Genomic DNA, 18,875 nt, shown 5'->3' on the forward strand with positions numbered 1-18,875 from the left:
GGTCATGCTGGGGCGGACTGAAGGCTCCCTTCGCCGCGTCTGATGCGACGAAGGGAGCCTTCAGCGGCGTGGACCTGGACTGCCGACGAGAGCCGGCCACCTCGACTGTCCACACGGGATACTTCCGGGCAGATGAAGGTCCGGTTTATAACCATACGTACGCTTCACTACAGGAGTCGTGAGTGACAAAGAGGGTTAGAACCCGCATTGCCACTCACGACCCCCGCCGCAAAGCGCGCAAAGCACCGAAATCAGACATCTACATCGTGACGAGTGTCCCTTAAGGACAGTCAAAGAGCTCAAGGTCTCCCTGGCGAGCCTGCGCCGCTATCGAGCCCGCCATAGTTGACTTACCCCTCGAGGGCCTTCATTGCCGCTCACGACCAACTTGAGGCTCATCGGCCGATACGGACGACCTGAGTGGCGCCGAAAGTGCCCTTCACCGGCACCTCGACGGTCTTGCGCCGCACCGTCACCTTGATGACGTCCTGCCGCTGCGTCGGATCCGAAACGGCCAGCTGCCAGCCGTTGTTCCCCCGTCCCAGCGCCACCGACGCCGGACCGGACACCGACACCTCGTCGACCGAACCCGCCGCGAAGAAGTTCGCCAGCAGCGTCGCGTCCCACAGCCGGACGGCCTGCACCGTCTCGGTGTTGGACCGCACACGCCACGCCCAGGCCGTCGCGATCGTCTCCAGCACCGACGCCGTGGGCAGGACGGCGTAGGCGTAGCTCGCGCCCGCAGGCTTGGCCCCGTGCTCGATCACGAGCTTCTGATAACGCCGGGTGTAGGGCACGGTGGTGCCCTTGGTGTTGGCGCCCTTGTCGACGTCGCGCCAGGTCCCCGTCCGGTCCTCACGCAGCGCCGTCACCTCCGCGTCGTCGAGCAGGATGTACCCGCCGACCTTCTCCAGGTGAAGCCATCGCTTGCGCCGCAACGATTCCGAGCCGCCGACCAACCGGCCGTCCGCCAGCAGGACACCCGAGCCGTGCTCGCCGAGGTTGCGGTTCTCGATCGTGGTGCGGATCCGCTCACCGGAGGTGTCGGTGATCCCGGCGCCGAGGCAGACCACCCCCGACGGCGTGAAAAACCACGACTTCTTCGCGGTCAGCGTGCCGTCCTGTGAGACGAAGTCGAGCGCGTGCGCGCCGTGCCGCGCGTCCCAGCGGACGCCGCCGCTGTGGTCCTTGCTCGTCAGCGGCACCTGTTCCAGGGCCGGGGTCGCGCCGGTCTTGGTGGTCGTGCCCGGCAGCAGCAGCGGGTCGACGGTCGGCCAGTAGGCGTCGGTGAAATGCCCCTTGGCCTTGGGCAGGAACAGGTACAGCGAACCGTCGCCGGTGTACCAGCCGTGCAGGTTCATCGAGTTGACCGACTCGTACCGCGAGATCCGCGTCGAGGCGACGCCGAGCGAGGCAGACCAGCCTTCGGTGACGTGCACCATCCGGTCCTGCTGGCCGAACACGCGGTGCGTCGCGACCGTCCGCGTCGGCCGGATCTCGCTCGCCAGCAACTCCTGCGCGAATTCGATGCCGGGGATGCCGACGAGATCCGGACCGGGCGCGAACCGCTCGGGGTCGGGGATCTTCAGGTACGGCGCGAAAGTGTCCTCGGTGATCCACTTCGCGGCGAGCCCGCCGAGCTCTTCCTTGCGCTTCCCGCTCGCCGACCGCGCCAGCAGCACGACCGCGCCGGTGAGCTGATGTCCGATGTCGTGCGCGGATTCCCCTTGCCGGGAAAGGAACCGGCCGCGGACCGACTCCATCAGCGCGCCCGCGTAGACGAACGGCGCGAACGTGTCGGAGACCAGCGCGTACGCCGCCTCGCGCACGTCGGCCGCCAGTTCGAACTCCGTGCCCTTGGTGACGTGGATGGCGGACGCGACGGCGGTGAGCAGCACGATCCCGTAGTGCCCGGGGTACGGCACCGAATCGTGCTGGATGAAGGAGCCGTCGGTGTGGAAGCCGTCGCCTGCCGCGCGGTGGAGTTTGGCGATGACACTCGCCACTCCCCCGCCTTCGACGTCGGTGAACGCCCCGACACCGCGCTTGATCCGTTCGGTGTCCCCCAGCATCGCGCCGGAGACGAGGGAGATCGTCGACTTGTCCGCGCGGTTGGCGCCGGTCTCGACGACGCTCGGGTTGTTCGTGCGGAGGTTCGGGTTGCCGGAGAACTTCAGCACCGGCTTCAGGTACTTGGCGAGCTCGTCCTGGGTCAGCTCGTCGGCGACCGTCGCGAGGATGTGCAGCAGGTAGAGCGGGATGCCGATCTCGTAGGTGTACCAGTTGCCGATCTCGGCGGTCTTCTCGCTGTACTGATCGCTGGTGTACAACAGTTCCAGCGCCGCCTTGAGCCGGCCGAGCACGGCCGGGTCGCCCGCCAGCGCACCGCCGGGAGTGCCCCAGTTGACCGCGATCGCGCGAAGCCGCGCGTACATCGACGTTGTGAACTCGCTGCCGGGGCCGAGCGGGAGGTCCTTCCACAGTGGACCGCCGCCGGGTGTCATGCTGTCGTAGTAGGACTTCGCGACCCTGTCCAGGTTCGCCAGCGCGGAGGCGCGTTCCGCCGACGGCCGGTTGATCCCGGTCTGCAGTTCGCGGTAGCCGGTCACGATGGACGACGTGCCCACCTGAACCGAAGGCGCGGCCTGGGCCGACGAGGGGCTGGCGAGAGCGGTTGTGAGCGCGACCGAGGCGGCCGCTGCCGCACCTGAACGCAGGGCGGTTCTCCTGTCGACGTAACCGAATCCGGGCATGACGAGGCCTCCCAAGGGGGTCGAAAGACAGCAACTAGGGGCGGCGGCGGATGCTGGGCCTCGTGAGTGGTAAGGACGGTTCTAACCGCCCTTACCACTCACGAGGATCTCTAGCGTTTCCCGTCGGTCCTGCGGGGCAGGTCCCACGGGTTGTTCTCCTGCAACGGTTCCGGCAGCAGCGCGTCGGGGAAGCCCTGCCAGGCGATCGGCCGCAGGAACCGCTCGATCGCGGCGGTGCCGACCGAGGTGCTGGTCGGCGCGGTGGTCGCCGGGTAGGGACCACCGTGTTCCTGTGCCCAGGTGACCGTGACGCCGGTCGGCCAGTCGTTCCACAGTAGGCGTCCTGCGACACGGGACAGCGACGGGAGCACCGGCCGGATCCAGTCCACATCGGACTCTTCGCCCTGGATGGTCGCGGTGAGCCCGGGCTCCATCACACCGAGCAGGCTGATCAGCTCGTCCTGATCGGCGTAGGTGACGATCAGCGACGCGGGCCCGAAGCATTCCTCGCGGACCGTTTCGGCGTCGGCCAGGAAGTCCTCGGCCGTGGTGGCGAGCAGGGTCGCGCCGTGCGAAATCCCTTCCGCGCCACCGGACTCGGACAGCACCTCGACCCCCGCGACCTCGGTCAGCTTCGCCAGTCCGTCGGCGAAGCCGGCCGCGATGCGCTCGTTGAGCATCGGCTGCGCGGGGATCGTCGCGACGGCCTCGCGCAGCGTGTCTTCGAGCCCGTGCCCCTCCGGGAGGAACAGCAGTCCCGGCTTGGTGCAGAACTGTCCGGCACCGAGGGTGAACGACCCCGCGTACGCCTTGGCGATCGCCTCGCCGCGCGTGTCGATCGCGGTCTGGGTCACGACGACGGGGTTGACGCTGCCGAGTTCGCCGTAGAACGGGATCGGCGACGGCCGCGAGGTCGCGATGTCGAACAGCGCGCGCCCGCCCGGCACCGAACCGGTGAAGGACGCCGCCTGGATCCGCGGGTCCTTCAGCGCCGCCACACCGTTCTGCTGGCCGTAGACGACCGCGAAGATCCCTTCCGGGGCACCGGCCTCGACCAGTGCCTCCCGCAGGACCTCGCCGGTGCGGGCCGACAGCTCCGGATGCCCGGAGTGCGCCTTGAGCACGACCGGGCACCCGGCGGCCAGCGCCGACGCGGTGTCACCGCCCGCGACGCTGAACGCGAACGGGAAGTTGCTGGCGGCGAACACCAGCACCGGCCCGATCGGGGTGAGCAGCCGCCGGATGTCCGGCCTCGGACCCATCGGCCACGCGGCGTCCGCGTGGTCGACCGTGGCGCCGAGGAACGAGCCGTCGGCCAGTACCTCACCGAACAGGCGCAGCTGGAACGTCGTGCGCTTCAGCTCGCCCTGCAGTCGCGGGGAGGCCGGGAGGTGTGTCTCCTGGTTCGCCAGCGCGATCAGTTCGTCGGCGGACGCGTCGAGGGCGTCCGCCGCCGCGTTCAGCCACCCTGCCCGCTGGGCTGGGGTCGCGGCCGCCGCCGTGCCTGCCGCATCGGCGGCGGCCGCGAGGATCTGTTCGAGCGTGGCGGAATCCGTTGCCTGGCTCATGATTTCTTGCTTCTCCTAGAGTTCTTGCGCGGCGCTGACGGCGGCGATGAGATCCGCCCAGCGCCCCGGGCCGGCGAGGCCGAGGTGGTACAGGTGCAGTTCGGTGGCGCCTGCCTTGCCGAGTTCGGTGGTGTAGGCCTCGATGTCGGGCACCGGGCTCGCCGCCACCGCGGTGATGTAGCTGCCGACGGCGACCTTGCGCGGCAGTTTCGCCCGCGCCGTCGCGACGGACTCCCGGCTGGCGTGCCCGGGTACCCAGTTCTGCAGCACCACCGCGTCGACGTCTTCGGGGACCGACGGTGTCAGCCCCGGCAACGCTCCGGTGACCCACGGGTCCATCGCGCCGTGCAGCACGATCCTGGGGCCGGACGGGATCTTCGCGAGCACTTCACGCCGGAGCGCGTCCGTCGCCTTCTGCCGCGTGTCGAGCAGGACCTGCCGCAGGGTGGGCAGGATCTTGTCCTCGGTGGCACGGAGGTCACCGGAGTCGATCAGCCGCCGGACCTCGGCACGCAGCTTGCCCAGCGCCTTCGCCGGATCCTTGCCTGCCTCGGCCCAGGACTCGAGACACGTGTCGCAGCAGCAGACCGACAGCAGCCGCGCCACCGCGGGCGACCAGACCCCGTCGGTCTTCTCGTGCTGATGCTGGTGGATGGCGCCGAGCGGGCCGCACGCCTCGAGGATGACCGAGGCGAAGTCGAGCCCCGCGAGGCTCTCGGCGACCACGTTCGCCGCGTACTCGCGGACCTCCTGCTGCCCGGGGCACAGCGCCCACGGATACCGCTCGCCGAAGCAGTTGCGCACGGTGAAATCGGGGAATTCCGTGCCCAGCTGCGAGTTGTGCGTCAGCACGAGCCATGCCGCGGCCGGGATCCCCGCCTCGTTCAGCAGCCGGACGGCGTCACCCGCGCTGTCGCGGCTCTCCACCCAGTCCGGTTCGGCGGGCTTCAGCTCACCCCAGGCCTCGTCGCGCACCGGCCGGTACAGCGCCGCGTGGCGCGCGACGACCGAGGTGCGCTCCGGCGACCAGGGCGTCGCCGCGCGGGCGCTGTGGTACGACACCGCGACGGCGACCTCGTCGACGCCGAGTTCCCGTACGCGCTCGACGAACCCGGGATCGTCGACGACGTCCCAGGGGTAGGCGTATCCGGTGACCTTCACCCCGTCACCACCGCGCCGTGTTCGGTTCGAAGTCTCCGACGAACTTCCGCATATAGGTCACGTCATCCCGTTTGGTCTGTCCACTTCGGACATAGTCTTCATGGGCCCGCGCCAGCGCGTCGGGGTCGAGTTCGACCCCGAGCCCCGGCTTGTCGGGCACCGCGACCGCACCGTCGGCGAACTCCAGCGCACCCGGGGCGATGACGTCGGCCGTCTTCCACGGCCAGTGGGTGTCGCAGGCGTAGGTCAGGTGCGGCGTCGCCGCGGCCACGTGCACCATAGCGGCCAGACTGATCCCGAGATGACTGTTCGAATGCATGGAAAGCCCCACGCCGAAGCATTCCGCCGTGATCGAGAGGGCTTGCGTGTCCCGCAGGCCGCCCCAGTAGTGATGGTCCGAAAGTATTACGCCGACCGCTCGCTGCCGGAAGGCGGGCTCGATGTCCGCGAAGCGCACGACGCACATGTTCGTGGCCAGCGGCATGCTCGCCCGCTCGGCGACCCGCGCCATGCCCTCGATGCCCGGTGTCGGGTCTTCGAGGTACTCCAGGACACCGTCGAGTTCTTCGGCGACCCGGATCCCGGTCTCAGGAGTCCAGGCCGCGTTCGGGTCGATGCGGAGCGGGTGGTCCGGGAACGCCTCGGCGAGCGCACGGATGCCGTCCATCTCCTGGTCCGGGTCGAAGGCGCCGCCCTTGAGCTTGATGGAGCGGAAGCCGTACTCCTCGACCATGCGGCGCGCCTCGCCGACGAGCGCCTCCGGCGTGGTCACCTCGCCCCACGAGTCCTCGTCGGCGCCGATGTGGGCACCGAACTTGTAGAACAGGTACGCGGAGAAGTCGACCTTGTCGCGCGCCTTGCCACCGAGCAGGTCCACCACCGGCCTGCCGAGGTAGTGCCCCTGCGCGTCGAGCGCGGCGACCTCGAACAGCGAGTACACGCTGGCGACCGTCTTGCTGACGGAGAATCCGCCGGTGAGCCCGTGAGCGTCGGCGAAGACGACCTCGCCGAGGGTGGTGGCGACCTTCCGGCGCAGGCCGGGCAGGTCGAACACGTCCTGTCCCTTGAGTTCCGGCAGCACCTTCCGGACCTGTTCGAGGAACGCGAGGTCACCGTAGGACTCGCCGAGACCGACCACGCCGTCTTCGCAAATCAGCTGGACGACACCGCGCAGCGCGAAGGGCTCGTGCACGCCCATCGCGTTGAGCAGCGGCGGGTCGGCGAAGGCGACCGGGGTCAGGACGACGTCGAGAACCTTCATCTTCAGGCACCGGTCCCGACGGACTCGAGGACGGCGAATCCGTCGTCGACGATCTTCTCCAGCCGCGCGATCTGGTCCGCGGTGGGCTCGACCAGCGGCGGCCGGACCGAACCTGCCTTGTCACCGCGCAACCGCGCGGCGGCCTTGACCAGCGACACGGCGAAGCCCTGTCCCTCGTCCCGCAGCGCCACCAGCGGGAGATAGAACCCGGCGAGCAACGCCTCCATGACGGCGTCGTCGTTCTCCGCGAGCGCGCGGTGGAAGCGGGCCGCGATCTCGGGGGCGAAGCAGTGCACGGCCGAGGAGTACCGCGCCACGCCGATCGCCGCGTAGGCGCGCGCGGAGACCTCGGCGGTGGGAAGACCGTTGAAGAACAGGAACTCCCGGGCGCGGTCGGTGTCGACCGAGCGGATCGTGGTGATGATCCGGCTCATCAGCTCGACATCGCCGAAGCCGTCCTTGAGACCGACCACCGACGGGATGTCGAGCAGCTCCACGGCGGAGCCCGGGGTGAACACACCGGTGGAACGGTGGTACACGATCACCGGGATCGAGGAATCGCCGACGGCGTACCGCACGTGGTCGACCAGCCCGGAAGGCGGACCGGTCACCAGGTACGGCGGCAGGAGGAGGACGCCGTCCGCGCCGCCCGCCTCCGCCGCCGCGATCCCGGCACGGGCCGACGCCGCACCGCCGCCCGCCCCGACCCACACGGGTATGCGCCCGGAAACGACCTCACGAGCCTTACGCAGGATCGCTGCGTGCTCGTCCGGGGACAGCGAGCTGAATTCGCCCGTACCGCAGGCGACGAACAGCGCGCCGGCTCCGGCGGCCACATGGCTCTCGACGTTTTCCGCGAACGCGTCGAGGTTGAGTTCCAAGCCCTCGGTGAAGGGGGTCAGGGGGAACGCCAGTAGGCCGTCGAGTTCGATCTTGGGCTGTGCCATGGATTTCTCTTTCGTTCTTTGTGGTTGATCCCGGGTACGGGCCCGGTCAGGCGGGCACGGTGGTGCCGTCCTGCGACTTGCTGGGTGTGAGGTCGTCGTCACGGTCGATCGTGTCGATGATCTCGTCGGTGGTGGCCTTGCGTTCGGGCATGAGGTAGCCGAGCCCGATGAACAGCGCCAGCGAGACCAGGATCGGGGTGGACACGGTGACCGCGAGGGTGGCGTTGTAGCCGTAGTAAGCGATCGCGTAAGCGAGCAGACCGCCCGCCCACGAGATCAGGGCGGCGCGGGAGCCGGAGCGGCGGAACGCGGGGAGCATGCCCAGCAGCAGCGGTACCGAGATCGGGCCCATCAGCGCCGCGACCCAGAGCACCACGATACCCAGCACACCACCGAGTTTCTCGGCCTGTGTGGCCACCGCCATGGTGAGCACGACGAAGACCACCGTCGAAATCCGCGCCGCGAGCAGCCCCTGGGAGTCGGTGAAACTGCGGGCCTTCTTCCACAGCACCGGCATCATGTCGCGGGTGATGACCGCGGAGATCGCGTTGGCGTCGGAGGAGACCATCGCCATGGTGTGCGAGAAGATCCCGGCCAGCACCAGCCCGACCAGACCCGGCGGGAGGAACGTCGTGGTCATGATCGCGTAGGCGTTGTTGGGGTTCGAGATGTTCGGGATCAGCAACGGGGCGGCGAACATCGGGAACATCATCACCAGCGGCCACACCAGATACAGGATCGAGGAGAGCCGCGCGCCGCGACGGGCTTCGTAGGTGTTCGGCGCGGCCATGTAGCGCTGCGCCAGGTTCCACATACCGCCGTTGTACTCCAGCGTCTTCACCAGCACGTAGACGAGCAACACCACGGTGGTGAACTTCGACGTGGTCGGGTTCAGGTGGGCGGGCGGGAGGTCACCCCACACGGTCCACAGCCCGGAGACGCCGCCGAGCTTGTCCAGCACGACCCACAGCATCACGATCGCCGCGATGGCCTGGATGACGAACTGGCCGAAGTCGGTGAGCGCGTCGGCCCAGAGCCCGCCGACGGTGCAGTAGATCAGCGTGATCGAGCCGGTGATGATGATGCCCCAGGTGTAGGGCACGCCCGCGAAGACGTTGAGGATCGTCGCGACCGCGAACCACTTGGCCGCGATGTCGAAGATCTTCAGGAGGCTGCCGCTCCAGGCCAGGGCCTGCTGGGTGGGCACGTTGAAGCGCTTCGCCAGGTACTCGAGCGGCGAGGCGACCCCGAGCTTCGAGCGCAGGCGGTTCCACCGCGAGGCGAACAGCCAGCTGCCGATGCCGACGCCGATACCGATACTGGCCATGCCCCAGAAGTAGACGGTGATGCCGTCCGTGTAGGCGACGCCCGCGTACGCGACGAAGAGAACCGCGCTGTAGCCGGACATGTGGTGGGAGATACCGGCCAGCCACCACGGCATCTTCCCGCCGGCGGTGAAGAAGTCACTGACCGTGTTGACCCGGCTGTGCGACCACAGGCCGATCACCACCATCAGCACGAAATACGCGGACACCATGATCCAGTCCAGCAAATGCACCGCTGACTCCTTTCCGCGTCCATGTCGTGCACTCCAGCCGTCGGCGGTCGACTGTTCACATTCATGAACGGAGTCTGTTATAGTGATTATGTTCATCCATAAGAACGCTGTTCGGGACGCTAATATGGCCGGAGTCACAAGTCAACGGCCGGATGGAGGAGCGCGGATGCCACAGCAGGAAGCCGCTGTCACGGTGTCGAACGGCGCGGCCGCCGCGCCGGAACCCGCCGGGGTCAAATCCGCGCGCCGGGCGATCGACCTGATCGAGACCTTCGCCGCGAACGACGTCTGGCTTTCCCTGTCGGATCTCCACGCGCGCACCGGTTTTCCCAGGTCCAGCCTCCACGGGCTGCTCCGCACCCTGCTCGAAGCCGGCTGGCTGGAAGTGGACACCAACACCGCCCGCTACCGCCTCGGCGTCCGCGCGCTGATCTGCGGCACGGCCTACCTCGACCGCGACCCGGTCGTCCCCTACGCGACCGAGGCACTGGAGCGGATCCGGGAGAAGACCGGGTTCACCGCGCATTTCGCGCGCCGCGAGGGCACCGACGTCGTCTACCTGGAGACGCGCGAGTCACGGCACTCGACGCATCTCGTGTCACGCGTCGGCCGCACCCTGCCCACCCACGCCACCGCGCTGGGGAAGGCCCTGCTCGCCGAACTGACGCACGACGAGATCAGCGAACTCCTGACCGGAGAGCTGTCCGCGCTGACGCCGAACACCATCACCTCGGCCGAAGCCCTGCACGCCGAGTGCGCGAAGACCCGCGAACGCGGCTATGCGGCGGAAATCGAGGAAGGCAGCCTCGGCGTCCGGTGCGTCGCGGCCGTGATCCCGTACCGCATCCCCGGCACGGACGCGATCAGCTGTTCCATGCCGGTCACCGAAGTCACCGACGCCGACGCCCGGCGCGTCGGCGAGCTCCTCGCCGAAATCACCGCGGAACTCGGCCAGCAACTGCGCCGCGCCGGCATCCGCTGATCTTTCCCGTCCTTCCTTTACTGACAAGGGGTTCTCATGGCAGACCAGCGCGTCCTGATCACCGGCTCGGCGGGCATCGTCGGCACCCTGATGCGGCCGCGGCTGCGTCGCTCCGGCCGGGTGCTGCGGCTGCTCGACCTGGCCGCGCAGCCCGAAGCCGCGGGCGGCGAGGACGTCGAGCTGATCACCGCGTCGGTGACCGACCCGGAGGCGATGGCGAAGGCGTGCGCCGGCGTCGACGCGGTGATCCACCTGGGCGGGCACAGCCGCGAGAACTCGTGGGAAGCCACACTCGACGTCAACATCAACGGCACCCACACCGTCCTCGAGGCCGCGCGGGCGGCCGGTGTACCGCGCGTGATCCTGGCCTCCAGCAACCACTCCGTCGGCTTCCGCCGCAACGACGAAGCGGGCGAAAACGGTCTCCCCGCCGACTCCACCCCCCGGCCGGACACCTACTACGGCGTCAGCAAGGCGGCCATCGAATCGCTCGGCAGCCTGTACCACTCACGGTTCGGCATGGACGTCATCGTCATCCGTATCGGTTCGTGCTTCGAAGACCCGCTCGTCCTCGGCCCGCGCGGCCTGACGACCTGGCTCTCCCCCGACGACGGCGCCCGCCTGTTCGAGGCCTGCCTGAGCTACCCCTCCCCCGGCTACCGGCTGATCTGGGGCGTCTCCGACAACACGCGCCGGATCTACTCGCTGGCCGAAGCCGAGGAACTGGGCTACAAGTCGCTCGACAACGCCGAGACCTACGCCGACCAGCTGGCGGACAGGCCGGCGCCGACCGGCGCGGCGGCGGAGTACGTCGGCGGGCCGTTCTGCACCGCTCCGCTGGGCGCCTACAACCCGCTCTGAGCGATCACGACCAGCCGGAGCGCTGTTCCCGCAGCGCGGACAGTTCGGCCGGTGGCGGGCCGGGGTGCACCACGCCCAGCCGGCGGGTGGCCCTGGTCATGGCGACGTAGAGGTCGTTGTGACCGTGCGGCGCGGTGCCGAGGATTCCGGCCGGGTCGGCGATCAGGACCGAGTCGAACTCCAAGCCCTTGGCCTGATCGGGGGTGAGCAGGACGACCTTGCCGGTCAAGTCCGGTGAGGTGGGTAGGGACAACGCGGCGGCCAGGGGCGCGGTGAGGGTGCTCGGGGCGATGATCCCGAGCTGGCCGTCGGCATGCGCCGTGGCGAGGTCGGCGACGGTCGCGATCAGGCCGTCGCGGGAAGTGCCGGCCCGCCACGGAGTTTCACCGGCCGAGCGGACCGACCGGGGCGGTGGCGTGCCGGGATGGTGGGTGGCGAGCAGCTCCGCGGTGGCGGCCATGATCTCCGCCGGGGTGCGGTAGTTGACCGTGAGCCTGGCGAGCCGCCACCGATCCCGCACGTGTGGCCGCAGCACGCGATCCCACGACGAGGTGCCCGCCGGGCTCCCGGTCTGGGCGAGGTCCCCGACGATGGTCATCGATCCGGTGGGGCACCGGCGCATCAGCATCCGCCAGTCCATTTCGGACAGTTCCTGTGCCTCGTCGACGACCACGTGCCCGAACGTCGCGGGGGCGGCGCGGTGGCCGATCAAGGCGGCGGCTTCGTCCAGCAACGGGACATCCGCGGCACTCCAGCCCTCAGCGTGGTCGCCGAGGAGGTCGGACACCACGCGCTCCGGGGTCAGCGACGGCCACAGCTCGTCGAGTACGGCCCGGACGCCGGTGTCGGCGAGCATCGAGTCCCGCAGACCGGTCCGGTCGGTCTCGTCCAACAGGGTCCGCGGCCCGTCGTCGTGGTCGATCACGACCCCCGCGGCGGCGAGCGCACGCAGGTCCGCCTCGCCGAGCCGGCCGTCCGGGCTGCCACCGTCGATCGCCTCACCCGTTTCGGTGAGCACGACCGCCTCCAATCCCTCGATCAGGCGCCGCGTGAGCACCTCCACGATCTCCCGCTCGAAGACCAGCTTGGCCTGGTCGTGCGGAAGCCCGGCCCGCGCGGCTCTCCGTACGGCGCGCCGGCAGTCTTGCGGATCGAGCCGCAGCACCTGCTGCTCGAACTCGACGTCGACCGGGTGCTCCGGTGTCCTGACCCGCGACCGCACCGCCGCCGCCAGCCGTCCGGCCATCTCCGCCTCGCCCTTGAGCGCGACGATCCCGGGCGGATCCACCCGGCAGACCTCGACGTCCGGCCTCAGGTCGGCGATGGTCGCGGTCACCACGCTGTTCTCGCCGAGACCCGGCAGGACCTGGCCGATGTAGTCGAGGAAGATCCGGCTGGGACCCACCACCAGGACACCGCGGGTGCGCAGTTGCGGACGGGTGTAGAGCAGGTACGCGACCCGATGCAACGCGACGGCCGTCTTCCCCGTGCCGGGACCGCCCTGGACGACCAGCACCCCACCGGACTCGTGCCGGATGATCCGATCCTGTTCGGCCTGCAGGGTGGTGACGATGTCGTGCATCCGCCCGGTCCGCTCCACGGTCACGGCCGCCAGCAACGCCGCCTCACCGACCAGGCCGTCTTCGCCGGCACCGTCCGCGTCCAGCAACTCGTCGTCCAGCGCGACGACGGTCCGGCCTCGCGTGGTGATGCGCCGCCGTCGCCGCACCCCGCCGGGAGCGGTCGCCGTCGCGGTGTAGAACGCCCGGGCCACCGGGACCCGCCAGTCCACCAGCAGCGGTTCCTCGTCCTCGTCCCGGAACAGGCCCAGCCTGCCGATGTAGACGCGCCGGCCGTCGTGCGTGTCCAGCCGCCCGAAGCACAACCCTTGTTCCACCGCGTCCAGCCGGGCCGCCTCCGCCTGCCAGACACTCACCGCTTCCTGATTTCCCCCAGGCCGCCGTGCCGCCGCCAGCCTCCCGGCCGCCTCCTCGCGCAGGACGTCCAGACGGGCGTACAGGGCACCCACATAGTCCTGTTCCCTGTCGATCTCACGGTCGACGCCATTGCCGGCCACGCGTCCCCTCCCAGTTCGACGATCAGTGCCGTCGAGCGTGCACGGCGACGACCGGGAGAAACAGTCTTGTTCTTTTCCGCCGCCTCAGCCGAGGGGTCGATCCGGCGTATTCGGGCGGCCCGCGCGGCAGTGGGTCAGCCGGTCAGCCCACCGCGACCGACTGGAACGTCACCGGGACCCGCGGCGGCCCCGTCCCATCACCGGGTCCCTTCGCCTCGTCCACGCCACCACTCGCGACCTTGTCCAGCGTCTGCAGTCCCGCGTCCGAGATGCTCCCGAACACGGTGTACTCCGGCGGCAGTTCCGCCGCACCGAAGACCATGAAGAACTGGCTGCCGCCCGAGTCCGGATTCTGGGTCTTCGCCATGGCGAGGATCCCGCGGCCGTACTTGAGCTGCGGGAAGATCTCGTCGGGGATGGTGTATCCCGGCCCGCCCATCCCGGTGCCTTCCGGGTCACCGCACTGGAGCATCTGCAACCCCGAGGTGCCGAGCCGGTGACACGAGTGGCCGTCGTAGTAACCCTGCTGCGCCAGCGAAAGGAAGTTCGCCACGGTGCACGGCGCGAGCGCGCGGTCCAGGGTCAGCCCGATGTCGCCCGCGGTCGTCTTGACCGTGACCGCGGTCGTGCCGGACGCCGGTGTCGGGCCCGCCGCGGGCGGATTGACCTTCTTCGCCGGCTCTTTGGTGGTGTCCGCCGGGTAGGCGCAGTCCGTCGGATCCGCCAGCGGTGTCGTGCGTTTCGGTAGTTCCGTCCGGCCGGCCGGGCTCTGTGCCGGCGTGTCCTCGGCACTCGACGTCGGGGCCTGCGACGAGGACGAAGACGCGACCGCGCTCTTGCCCTTCGAGTCCGACAGGAAGAACCCCGGCGCCACGAAACCGGTGATCGCCACGACGGCGACCACCACGACCAGTCCCAGCACACCGAGCCCGATCCAGAGCGCCGTCTTGTTCGACGGAGGCGGCTGAGGTGGCTGTTGCGGTGCGCCGTACCAGCCCGGCTGCTGGTACGGCTGCTGCGGCGGCTGGGACATCTGTGCTCCTGTCATCCGGTGGAGGAAGTGCAGGAACACTCTCACGGATCAGCCCGGTGAAGTCACGGCATCCCCCATGGTGCGGCGTCCCCGTTCGCCGGGACGGGCCGGATCTCGAGATCGGGCCTGTCACCCTTGCGGTGCACGACGGCTTCTTCGCCGCGCCGCAGGTCGATCCGGACGTCCCCGTTCGGCAGCCGCCGCCAGCGTTTCGGCCGCCCCCACCGGTCGCGGACGGTCAGCTCCCCGTCCAGGTCCGTCCGCAGCACACACGGCGACCCCGCCTCGCTGGTGACCTTGACCCAGCGCGTCTTCCCGCCCTGCCGCGAGGCGCTGAGCAGGAACGCGCCTTCCGTCCGGAAGTCGCGCAGCGCGGCGTCCGCCCACTTCGCGGGAACGGCCGGGAAGAGCCGGATGACGCCGCCCCAGCTCTGCACGAGCATGTCGTGCAACGACTGCGCGGCCGAAAGCGGCGTCTCGATGACCGGCCCGGACTCCTTGTACATCGTGTTCGGCTGGATGTAGCGCCGCTGCAGTTCCCCGAGGTAGAACTCCGCCTTGTCGCCGCGCAGCATCTGCGCCGACATCGACGCGGCACCCGTGAACGTGTAGCCCTGCAACGCGCCCTCGAAGCCCACCCAATGGTCGAGCGAGGTCTCGATGATCCGCCGGTGCTCCGGCCGCTCCCAGGTGATCTCGTACAGCGGGTACACCTGCAGCAGATGCGAGTAGTGCCGATGCGATTTCGCGAACGGCACGCCGGCGCCGATCATGTAGCCGTCGGCGTCGGCCGGATACGGGACCAGCGTGGCCAGAACCTCCCGCCACCGCCGCGTGAGCGGGTCTTCGATCCGCAGTTCCGCCGCCGACTCCAGGAGGGTTTTGCAGCCCCAGCGGATGAGCGCGAGATCGTAGTTGCAGTCGGGGGCGTTGACGCCGTACTCCGGGGAGAACGTCGCGGGCAGGTGCAGCTTCCCGTCCGCGCCGGGGGCGAGGAAGTGGAGGTAGTAGTTGATCGCCTTGCGCAGCAAGGGGAACAGCGTGTCCCGCAGGAGGCGCCGGTCCATCGTGTGCCGATAGGACAGCCAGACGTTGTGCAGTGCCCAGGTCAGGTTGCCGACCTCCGGCGTCGGCGTCTCCTCGCCGGGAATACCGACCGGGAAGCCGGAGTTCGTCCCGGCCGCGCCGTTGAGCAGGTTCATGTCGGTCGTGCGCGGGATGCCCGCGGAATCGTGCCGGTACGGCTCGGCGACCTGGCCCGTCAGGTTCGCGCGGTACTTGCCGAGCGCGTGACTGACGGCGTCCAGTTCGAGATGGTTCGAGCCGTGGATGAGCCAGTACTCCAGCTGGACGTTGAGGTTCCACCACGTCGCGGGCCACGGGGTCGGTTCGAGCCACGGTCCGCAGGTCGCCATGACCGGGGCTTCTTTTCTCGCCGCCGAGGCGATCTTGTACAGCTGGATCCAGTAGAAGCTCTGGAGCCGGGTGTCCGGAACGGACAGGAAGCCGTGCCGGTAGTAGTCGTGCCACCAGCGGCGGTGCTCGATCGTGAGGGTGTCGAACGACTCGGCCCGCCGGACCGTCTTCAGCGCCTCTCGCGCGGCCGTCCTCTTCGGGTACGACCACGCCACCGACGTGTACAGCGTGCGCTTCGATCCCCGATCGATCTCGCGCCAGGCCGTCACGTACTCGCCGCCCGCCAGCAGGCTTTGCACGGAAAGCCTGATGTCACCGCTGGTTTCCGCTGTCGCGGGCGGGTTGGCGACGTATCCGGCGGGCGGCGGCTTCCCGAACTTCGGATCCGCTCTCGGGCTCACCGCCTCGGCCGGATGGAAGATCCACTGGAAGCCGCGTTCCCCCTCGGTCGGCTCGATCTCGACGGCCAGCATCGACTGTCCGGTGTGGACGATCGCCCGCAGCGAAAGACCGCCCGCGGCCGTGGTGATCGTGCCCCTGAGTTCGGCGTTCCACAGGTCCATCCGCCAGTCGATCCCGGTGATGGCACCGACCGGTTCGAGGGTGAAATGCCCGATCGGCAACCGCGCGAGGCCGAACAGGGAGCCGAACTCGGGCCGATGATCCTGCATTTCGCTGTGCTGGACGTTGAACCGGATGGCGTTCCGGCCCGGCTCAGCGTAGATGCCCGAGCCGAGGAAACCGTTGCCGAGGAAGGGGCCTTCGTACCAGGTCTTCGGCATTCCGCGCCAAACCAGGTCCGCCGCACCGAGGAATCCGGCCCAGTCGAGGCCGCCGAGCGCAAAGTCGTTCTCCACGGCCGAGGCGGACGGCGCGAACCCGGCCGCCGCCACGCCCGCCAGCGCTCCGCCGAGCACCGTCCTGCGGGTGATGTCCATCCTTCGGACCTCCTTGTCGTGAATTCAGGCCGGAAGCCCCCACGCGGGAGTGGTGCCGTCGCCGGGTACGTCGCGCGGCTCCAGCGCCGGGCGCGCGCCGCGCCGCGTGACGACGGCCGTCCCGCCCCGGCCGAGCGGGACCGAGATCGTGCCCGGACCTTCGGCACGCCAAGGAAGCCGCCGCCCGCGCGTGTCACGGACCTCGATGTCGCCGGGGATCCCGTGCTGGAGCGTGAGCGGCTCCCCCGCCTCGCTGCGGACTCGGACCCACTCGGTCGCGCCGTTCCTGCGGGAGGCGTCCACGAGGAAGGCACCCTCCGCGCGCAGGCTCTCGAAAGACGCGTCCCGCCACGACCGTGACACCGACGGGAAGATCTTCAGAACGCCGTGATCACCTTGCAGAAGCATGTCCACAACGGACTGCGCGGCGGTGATGGGACTCTCGATGGCGAGGTTCGAGCCTTCGCGGTACATCGTGTTCGGCGTCAGCTGGGTACCGGCGACGACGGTCCCGTCGAGGAAGATCTTCAGATACCGCAAGGCTTCTTCGGGCGCGTCCATCACGGAACTCATCGACGACGCGGCCGCGAAACTGTATCCGTGCCATTTGTCCTGGACACTCGACCAGTGCGCGAAGGTGCGGCGCATGAGGTCCCGGTCACCGGGGCGATCCCAGAGTTTCTCGCGCAGCGGGTAGAGCCAGAGCAGATGCGAGAAGTGCCGGTGTGATTCGGCCAGCGGGACCCCGTCGCCGATCAGCACCCCCTGAGCGGGATCCTGGTGATACGGCACCAGTTTCTCGCCGATCTCCCGCCACGCGGGCACGCTCGGGTCTTCGATGCGCAGCTTGGCCGCCGATTCGACGAGCGTGCGCGCGGCCCAGCGGATCAGCGACAGGTCGTAGGTGCAGTCGGCCGCGTCGGCGTACTCGGGCGAGCGCGTCATCGGCAGGTGCAGGGAGCCGTCCGGGCCGGTGGCGAGGAAGTGGCGATAGTAGTTGAGCGCCTTGGCGAGCGTCGGATACAGGACGTCGCGGAGGATGCGGACGTCCATGCTGTGCCGGTACGCGAGCCAGACGTTGTGCAGGCCCCAGATCAGGTTGCCGGTCTGGTCGTTCTTCGTGGCCGGGCCGGGGACGCCGACCGCGCGGGTGCCACCGGGCCGCAGCCGCCAGTCCCCCGGATGCGAAAGGGCGTACGTGTCGCCGTCCCGGTACGCGGGAGGGACCGAGAGCTCGAGGTTCGCGTGGTCACGGCGGAAGGTCTCGGTGACCGCGTCGAGTTCGGGATGGTTGCTGCTGTTGACGATCGGGTACGTGACCTGGACGTTGAGGTTCCACCACACCGCCGTCCAGCTGTTGCCGACCTCCGGGAACCACGGCCCCCATTCGGCGACGACCGGCCCGTTCGCACGGGTGGCGCAGGCGGTCTTGTACAGCTGGATCCAATAGAACCGCTGGACGTGTTTGTCCGGAATGGACACCAGACTGCGCCGGTAGAAGGCGTTCCACCAATGCCGATGGCGGGCGACGAGCATGTCCGGATTCGCCATCGACGCCCGCTGGACCTTCTTGATCGCTTCGGCGGTGTGGGTCGGCTTCGGAAACCCGTACGCGACCGTGGCCGCCAGCAGCCGCCGCGAGCCCACGGCACGCTCACGCCACGCCGTCGTATACCCGCCGCCCGCGTGAAGCGGCTGCTCGCAGTACTGGACCGCGCCCGCACTGGCGACCTTCGGATCGGGATTGGCCGTGTACTCGGGCGGTTTGCGGATCGTCCGGGTCGTCGCCGATTCGAGCGGCGTGAACCCCCAGTCCGCGGCCGCCTCCCCGGTCAGCGAGACGAGGAGGAGGTCCTGGTCGTTGTGGACCAGCGCGGAAAACCGGACCGACCCCTGGGTCGTGGTGATCGTGCCGCCCAGCTCGGCGTTGTACAGATCGAGGTGCCAGTCCACCGCCGTGATCGCGCCCGCGAAGGTGAGGGTGAGATACCCGATCGGGAGCCGCGAGTACCCGATGCCCGCTTCCCATTGTCCGCGCTGGTCCTGGACCTGGGAATGACTGAGCATCACCTTGAGGATGTTCGGCCGTGCCCCCGCGTAAAGCTGCACGCCGAGGAAGCCGTTGGCGAGGAACGGCCCGTCTTGCCAGCTCTTCGGTAAGCGCTTCCACACCATGCGCGCGTCATCGACGATCCGGCGGTGAACGTCCTGCCCGGCGCACGCCGGCGGAGCCCCCTGAGCCCAGAGCCCCCCGAGCGCCGCCGCCCCCGCCGCGACCCTCAGCATCGATCGCCTGGACAGCTCGGCCATGGGTCGCCTC

General features: G+C 69.2%; 12 protein-coding genes. 2 read left to right on the forward strand and 10 right to left on the reverse strand.

Annotated features, from left to right (window positions below; all coding sequences use genetic code 11):
• Positions 1-395: 395 nt before the first annotated feature.
• The 6 genes from BKN51_RS17720 to BKN51_RS17745 form a co-directional block, all read right to left on the reverse strand.
• Entirely contained in the window at positions 396-2,753 is a 2,358-nt protein-coding gene (locus tag BKN51_RS17720; RefSeq protein ID WP_101608708.1) for a polysaccharide lyase 8 family protein, read from the reverse strand.
• A 110-nt stretch (positions 2,754-2,863) separates the two neighbouring features.
• The gene (locus tag BKN51_RS17725) at positions 2,864-4,321 is read right to left on the reverse strand and encodes an aldehyde dehydrogenase (NADP(+)) (protein WP_101608709.1); all 1,458 of its coding nucleotides are present in this window, start codon (positions 4,319-4,321) and stop codon (positions 2,864-2,866) included.
• Between the two features lie 15 nt (positions 4,322-4,336).
• Positions 4,337-5,482: a hypothetical protein gene (locus BKN51_RS17730; RefSeq protein ID WP_101608710.1), complete on the reverse strand. Its 1,146-nt coding sequence runs from the start codon at positions 5,480-5,482 to the stop codon at positions 4,337-4,339.
• 4 nt (positions 5,483-5,486) lie between these two features.
• On the reverse strand, positions 5,487-6,743 hold the full coding sequence (locus BKN51_RS17735; RefSeq protein WP_101608711.1) for a glucarate dehydratase family protein: 1,257 nt from the start codon (positions 6,741-6,743) through the stop codon (positions 5,487-5,489).
• A gap of 2 nt (positions 6,744-6,745) precedes the next feature.
• Positions 6,746-7,690 carry a 5-dehydro-4-deoxyglucarate dehydratase gene (locus BKN51_RS17740; protein WP_101608712.1) on the reverse strand — a complete coding sequence of 315 codons (945 nt, stop codon included), beginning with the start codon at positions 7,688-7,690 and terminating at the stop codon, positions 6,746-6,748.
• 46 nt (positions 7,691-7,736) lie between these two features.
• On the reverse strand, positions 7,737-9,248 hold the full coding sequence (locus tag BKN51_RS17745; protein ID WP_101608713.1) for a sodium:solute symporter family protein: 1,512 nt from the start codon (positions 9,246-9,248) through the stop codon (positions 7,737-7,739).
• A 166-nt stretch (positions 9,249-9,414) separates the two neighbouring features.
• On the opposite strand from BKN51_RS17745, the gene BKN51_RS17750 reads away from it, so the two are divergent.
• Both BKN51_RS17750 and BKN51_RS17755 read left to right on the forward strand, forming a co-directional pair.
• Entirely contained in the window at positions 9,415-10,230 is an 816-nt protein-coding gene (locus tag BKN51_RS17750) for an IclR family transcriptional regulator (protein WP_101608714.1), read from the forward strand.
• A 36-nt stretch (positions 10,231-10,266) separates the two neighbouring features.
• Positions 10,267-11,091 (forward strand): NAD-dependent epimerase/dehydratase family protein, encoded by an 825-nt coding sequence (locus tag BKN51_RS17755; RefSeq protein WP_101608715.1) that lies wholly within the window; start codon positions 10,267-10,269, stop codon positions 11,089-11,091.
• Between the two features lie 4 nt (positions 11,092-11,095).
• Here the strand turns inward: BKN51_RS17755 and BKN51_RS17760 are convergent, their stop codons facing one another.
• The 4 genes from BKN51_RS17760 to BKN51_RS17775 form a co-directional block, all read right to left on the reverse strand.
• Positions 11,096-13,168, reverse strand: a complete 2,073-nt coding sequence (locus BKN51_RS17760; protein WP_101608716.1) for a HelD family protein — start codon at positions 13,166-13,168, stop codon at positions 11,096-11,098.
• 142 nt (positions 13,169-13,310) lie between these two features.
• Positions 13,311-14,201 (reverse strand): peptidylprolyl isomerase, encoded by an 891-nt coding sequence (locus tag BKN51_RS17765; RefSeq protein ID WP_101608717.1) that lies wholly within the window; start codon positions 14,199-14,201, stop codon positions 13,311-13,313.
• A 62-nt stretch (positions 14,202-14,263) separates the two neighbouring features.
• On the reverse strand, positions 14,264-16,555 hold the full coding sequence (locus BKN51_RS17770) for a glycosyl hydrolase family 95 catalytic domain-containing protein (protein WP_101608718.1): 2,292 nt from the start codon (positions 16,553-16,555) through the stop codon (positions 14,264-14,266).
• A 24-nt stretch (positions 16,556-16,579) separates the two neighbouring features.
• Positions 16,580-18,865 (reverse strand): glycosyl hydrolase family 95 catalytic domain-containing protein, encoded by a 2,286-nt coding sequence (locus BKN51_RS17775; RefSeq protein WP_101608719.1) that lies wholly within the window; start codon positions 18,863-18,865, stop codon positions 16,580-16,582.
• Positions 18,866-18,875: the final 10 nt, after the last annotated feature.

The sequence above is a fragment of the Amycolatopsis sp. BJA-103 genome (assembly GCF_002849735.1).
Lineage (GTDB): Bacteria > Actinomycetota > Actinomycetes > Mycobacteriales > Pseudonocardiaceae > Amycolatopsis.